The organism is Tabrizicola sp. (assembly GCF_031377265.1).
In the GTDB taxonomy this organism is placed as follows: Bacteria; Pseudomonadota; Alphaproteobacteria; order Rhodobacterales; family Rhodobacteraceae; genus JAUYQR01.
Genome location: NZ_JANMET010000151.1, coordinates 1 through 5,309, shown reverse-complemented (window position 1 = coordinate 5,309; position 5,309 = coordinate 1). Strand labels below are relative to the sequence as shown.

The 5,309-nt window shown below is 61.1% G+C and carries 5 protein-coding genes; 3 read left to right on the top strand and 2 right to left on the bottom strand.

Annotated features, from left to right (window positions below):
• The first annotated feature begins 49 nt into the window (after positions 1-49).
• The 3 genes from RMO18_RS08660 (at position 50) to typA (ending at position 3,998) form a co-directional block, all read left to right on the top strand.
• Positions 50-1,264 carry an NADP-dependent isocitrate dehydrogenase gene (locus RMO18_RS08660; RefSeq protein WP_309665267.1) on the top strand — a complete coding sequence of 405 codons (1,215 nt, stop codon included), beginning with the start codon at positions 50-52 and terminating at the stop codon, positions 1,262-1,264.
• Positions 1,265-1,502: 238 nt separating this feature from the next.
• Entirely contained in the window at positions 1,503-2,105 is a 603-nt protein-coding gene (locus RMO18_RS08655) for a YitT family protein (protein WP_309665266.1), read from the top strand.
• A 75-nt stretch (positions 2,106-2,180) separates the two neighbouring features.
• Positions 2,181-3,998: a translational GTPase TypA gene (gene typA / locus RMO18_RS08650; protein WP_309665268.1), complete on the top strand. Its 1,818-nt coding sequence runs from the start codon at positions 2,181-2,183 to the stop codon at positions 3,996-3,998.
• A 165-nt stretch (positions 3,999-4,163) separates the two neighbouring features.
• On the opposite strand, the gene RMO18_RS08645 is transcribed toward typA, so the two are convergent.
• Both RMO18_RS08645 and RMO18_RS08640 read right to left on the bottom strand, forming a co-directional pair.
• On the bottom strand, positions 4,164-4,958 hold the full coding sequence (locus RMO18_RS08645; RefSeq protein ID WP_309665265.1) for a class II glutamine amidotransferase: 795 nt from the start codon (positions 4,956-4,958) through the stop codon (positions 4,164-4,166).
• A gap of 111 nt (positions 4,959-5,069) precedes the next feature.
• Positions 5,070-5,309, bottom strand: a 240-nt coding sequence (locus tag RMO18_RS08640; protein ID WP_309665264.1) for a DUF1330 domain-containing protein, incomplete at its 5' end; no start/stop codon positions are given.

Sequence of the window (5,309 nt, the reverse complement as noted above, 5' to 3'; positions counted from 1 at the left end):
CCGAATTGCGGTAAATCGCGCCCAACCGTTAACCTTCAAGAGGCCCCAAATGACCAAGATCAAGGTAGCAAACCCCGTCGTTGAACTTGATGGCGACGAGATGACCCGGATCATCTGGGACTTTATCAAGCAAAAGCTGATCCTGCCCTATCTGGACCTTGACCTGAAATATTACGATCTGGGGATCGAAGAACGCGACCGGACCAATGATCAGGTCACGATTGATTCCGCCCTTGCGATCCAGAAATACGGCGTCGGCGTCAAATGCGCGACCATCACCCCTGACGAACAACGGGTCGAAGAATTCGGCCTCAAGCAGATGTGGAAATCGCCCAACGGTACCATCCGCAACATCCTGGGCGGCGTGATCTTCCGCCAGCCGATCATCTGCACCAACGTGCCGCGCCTGGTGCCGGGCTGGACCAGGCCCATCGTCATCGGCCGCCACGCATTCGGCGACCAGTACCGCGCCACCGATTTCCGCTTTCCGGGTGCGGGCAAGCTGACCATGAAATTCGTCGGCGACGACGGCACCGTGATTGAAAAGGATGTCTATTCGGCCCCCTCCTCGGGCGTCTATATGGGCATGTACAACCTTGACGACAGCATCATCGACTTCGCCCGCGCCAGCCTGAACTATGGCCTCAACCTCGGCTGGCCGGTGTACCTGTCGACCAAGAACACCATCCTCAAGGCCTATGACGGGCGGTTCAAGGACCTGTTCCAGAAGGTCTATGAAGAGGAATTCGAAGCCGCGTACAAGGCCAAGGGCATCACCTATGAACACCGCCTGATCGACGACATGGTGGCCAGTTCGATGAAATGGTCGGGCGGCTATGTCTGGGCCTGCAAGAACTATGACGGCGATGTGCAGTCCGACACCGTGGCCCAGGGGTTCGGCTCGCTCGGCCTGATGACCTCGGTCCTGATGACCCCCGATGGCAAAACGGTCGAGGCCGAGGCCGCCCACGGCACCGTCACCCGCCACTTCCGCGAACACCAGAAGGGCAAGGCGACCAGCACCAACTCGGTCGCCTCGATCTATGCCTGGACCGGGGGCCTCAAGCACCGCGCGAAACTGGACGACAACGAAGCGCTCCTGCGCTTTGCCACCACGTTGGAAAAGGTGACGGTCGATACCGTGGAAGACGGCTTCATGACCAAGGATCTGGCGCTGCTGGTTGGTCCTGATCAGAAATGGATGACCACAATGGGCTATCTGGAAAAGGTTGATGAGTACCTGAACAAGGCGCTTTTGGGCTGAAACCAGCTGAGTCGCGGGCCATGGTTAACGTGGCCTGCGTTAACCGTGCGTGTAGACGCAATGAAGACGCCGCGTAGACGAAAAGAAGACACTGAAAATCGAACGGAATCAGCAGATTAACCCGCAGAACTGCGGGCAGCGGCAGATCGCGTTCTTCAAAATGCGACTGCCGTAAAACCTAATCCGATTTAAGGCAGCATTGTTGACATAAATCTGCGACGGTGATAGCCGCCCAGCGATGACCGATGCCGCGCACCATACTCTGATCGAAGACACCCAAGGCATCGCCTTTGGTGTCTGCATGGCGGCGGTCGGCATGCACATTCTCACTCACATGGGCTTTGTCGCGGGCCAGACGACCGGGGTGGCGGCACTGATCAGCTACACCACCGGCCTGCCGTTTCCCGCCGTCTACTTCGTGATCAGCCTGCCATTCCTGTGGTTCGGCTACCGACGCATGGGGCTGCGCTTTGCCGTGAAGACCTTCATCGCGGTGGCCGCTCTCAGCCTTGCCACCGCCCTCTTGCCCCGCTGGCTGGAGTTTGGCCGGATCGAGCCCGCCTTCGCCGCCATCCTGTTCGGCGCGTTGTTCGGCTTTGCTGCCCTTGCAGTCGTGCGGCATGGCGGAAGTTTTGGTGGAATATCAATTCTTTGGCTGATCCTGCAAGACAAGACCGGGTTTCAGGCGGGCTACGCGCAGCTGATATTCGACGCGGTCCTGTTCGCCGTCTCGTTGCTGTTCCTCGATTGGAACATCCTCGTCTGGTCATTTCTCGGCGCCCTTGTCTTCAACCTTTTTCTGGCGATCAACCACCGCCGCGACCGCTATATCGCGACCTGAAAAGGTTCCTCTGGCCTTTCCGGCCCTTCTGCGCTATCGCCGCGCCCAAAGCATATAATGAAAGAGACCCTCCCGATGGAGCTTCGCAACATCGCCATCATCGCGCATGTCGACCATGGCAAGACCACGCTTGTGGATGAACTGCTGAAGCAGTCCGGCGCGTTTCGCGACAACCAGGCCGTAGCCGAACGGGCGATGGACAGCAACGACATCGAACGCGAGCGCGGCATCACCATCCTCGCGAAATGCACGTCGCTTGAATGGGCAGGCCAGCGGATCAACATTGTCGACACCCCCGGCCATGCCGATTTCGGTGGCGAGGTGGAGCGTATCCTGTCGATGGTTGACGGCGTGGTGCTGCTGGTCGACGCCGCCGAAGGCCCGATGCCACAGACCAAATTCGTCACCGCAAAGGCCCTCGCCCTAGGCCTGCGCCCCATCGTGGTGCTGAACAAGGTCGACAAGCCCGACGCCGAGCCGACCCGCGCGTTGAACGAGGTGTTTGATCTGTTTGCCAACCTTGGCGCAGATGACGATCAGCTTGATTTTCCAGTACTTTACGCCTCTGGCCGGTCCGGCTGGGCGGATGAGGCGCTGGACGGTCCGCGCAAGGATCTGTCCGCCCTTTACGATCTGGTGCAGCGCCATGTGCCGGCCCCGTCGCAGGTTGCTCGCCGGGCCGAACCGTTCCAGATGCTCGCCACGACCCTGTCCGCCGACCCGTTCATCGGCCGCATTCTGACCGGACGCGTCGAGGCGGGAACGCTGAAAGCCGGCGACACGCTGAAGGCGCTAAGTCGTGATGGCGAAAAGCTGGAGCAGTTCCGGGTGTCGAAGGTACTGGCCTTCCGCGGCCTGACCCAGACTGCGATCGATGTGGCCGAAGCTGGCGATATCGTCACCATCGCGGGCATGTCGAAGGCAACCGTTGCCGACACGCTCTGCTCTGTGGAGGTCGACACCGCCCTGCCCGCACAACCGATCGATCCGCCGACGATTTCGGTGACCTTCGGAATCAATGACTCGCCGCTTGCAGGCAAAGAAGGCTCCAAGGTTCAATCGCGCGTCATTCGTGAACGCCTGATGAAAGAGGCCGAGATCAACGTCGCGATCAAGGTCACCGACACCCCAGGCGGCGACGCGTTCGAAGTGGCTGGGCGCGGCGAACTTCAGATGGGTGTTTTGATCGAAAACATGCGCCGCGAGGGGTTTGAACTGTCAATCAGCCGCCCACGCGTGCTGTTCCGCGATGTTGATGGCGTAAAATGCGAGCCGATCGAAGAGGTCACCATCGACGTCGACGATGAATACACCGGCCCTGTCATCGAAAAGGTCACCGGGCCGCGTAAGGGCGAACTGGTGGAAATGAAGCCTGCCGGCGTCGGCAAGACCCGGATCATCGCGCACGTGCCGTCACGGGGGCTGATCGGCTATCACGGCCAGTTCATGACCGACACGCGCGGCACCGGCGTCTTGAACCGGGTGTTCCACGCTTGGGCGCCGCACAAGGGCGCGATCGAGGGGCGGCGGCAGGGCGTGCTGATCTCGATGGAGACCGGGATCTCGGTCGCCTATGCGATGTGGAAGCTGGAAGACCGCGGGCATTTCTTCATCGGCGTGCAGGAGCCGGTCTATTCGGGCATGATCATTGGCGAGCACAATCGGGACAATGATCTGGAGGTGAACCCGCTGAAGGGCAAGCAGCTGACCAACGTTCGGGCCAGCGGCACAGACGAGGCGGTGCGCCTGACGACGCCGGTGAAGCTGAGCCTGGAGCAGTGCATCGCCTATATCGATGATGATGAGCTGGTCGAGGTCACGCCCAAGTCGGTGCGGATGCGCAAGCGGTTCCTCGATTCGAATGATCGCAAGCGGCAGTCACGCGCGGGCTGATGTCCACGCGTGGACAAGGCTTCGTATCTTATAAAATCAATGGGTTAGCCTTATGGATTTAAGGCTTTCTTAACGATTGACCGGTGGCGCGGTGATAACCCGCCGGGGGTTTCACACCCCCGGAGCCCCCGTGGGATATTTGGTGAAGAGGAAGCCCGGCCCTGATCAGGCGGCTTGCGCGAGCCTGCAGGGCAGGAACTCTTCGACGGTCACGTCCTTACCCCGGAAGGTGCAGAAGCTGGCCGTCGGCACCTCGATCCAGCCGCTCTCCTCGGCCTCCAGCGGTTCGGACACTACGGCCAAGCCGCCGCGCGCATCAGACCAGCGGTGGTAGAGCGAGGGTGCGGCGTCATCGGTGGCGTAGCGCACCGCATAGAGGGTTTTGCCATCCGACAGCGCCGCCGTCAGCCGCAGATGCGGGGCCGCGCCCTTTTCGCGCGCGAGGCGGATGAACCGCGCCGCCGCCCGTTCCAAAGCGCCGCGCGGGTCGGCATCCAACCCTTCGGCGATGGCCACAAGAAACAGCGCCTCGCTATCGGTTGCCCCTTTGCGGGCCGGATAGAGCGCCTCGGGGATCATCATGTCGGCATCGCGGCGAAAGCTGTCATAGCCGCCGACCTGGCCGTTGTGCATGAAGCTCCAGGCGCCATGGGTGAAGGGGTGGCAGTTGTTGCGGCTGGTGGCAGTGCCAGTGGAGGCGCGGACATGGGCGAGAAACAGGCCCGACTGCACTTGCGCGGTCAGGCTGCGCAAATTGGGGTCAGACCAGGCCGGCAGCACGTCGCGGTAAAGGCCCGGTTCACCCTTTGCGCCGTACCAGGCGATGCCGAAGCCATCGGCATTGATCGCCGAGTGACACTGCGTGGCGCAATGGCTTTGATGGATCAGGGAATGTCCGGGGCGGCTGATGATTTCCTCAAGGAAGATCGCAGCGCCGGTGTAGGCTGCCCAGCGGCACATCAGCGTGCCCTCGTGGCGTGGTAAGTCATCTGCCCGGCCTCATTTTTTCTTTCATCTTAACATCAAACGCGCCGCCGGGCGCTATTATTCCTTTAGAAGTTAAGGAAAACCCTACTCGACCTCTTCGACCACCATCAGATCGCGGACCGCAGCACCCTTGGCATGCGCCAAAGCGGCCTGATAGGCGGGCGAATTGTAGCATTCAACCGCGCGTTCCAGCGACGGGAAGCGGGCCACCACGTTGCGCGGGCGGTCGTTGCCTTCCAGCTGCACATAGCGGCCACCGCGGGCAAGGAAGACGCCGTCATGGGCGGTGATCGCCTCGGTGGCACCTTTGGCGTAGCGGCCATA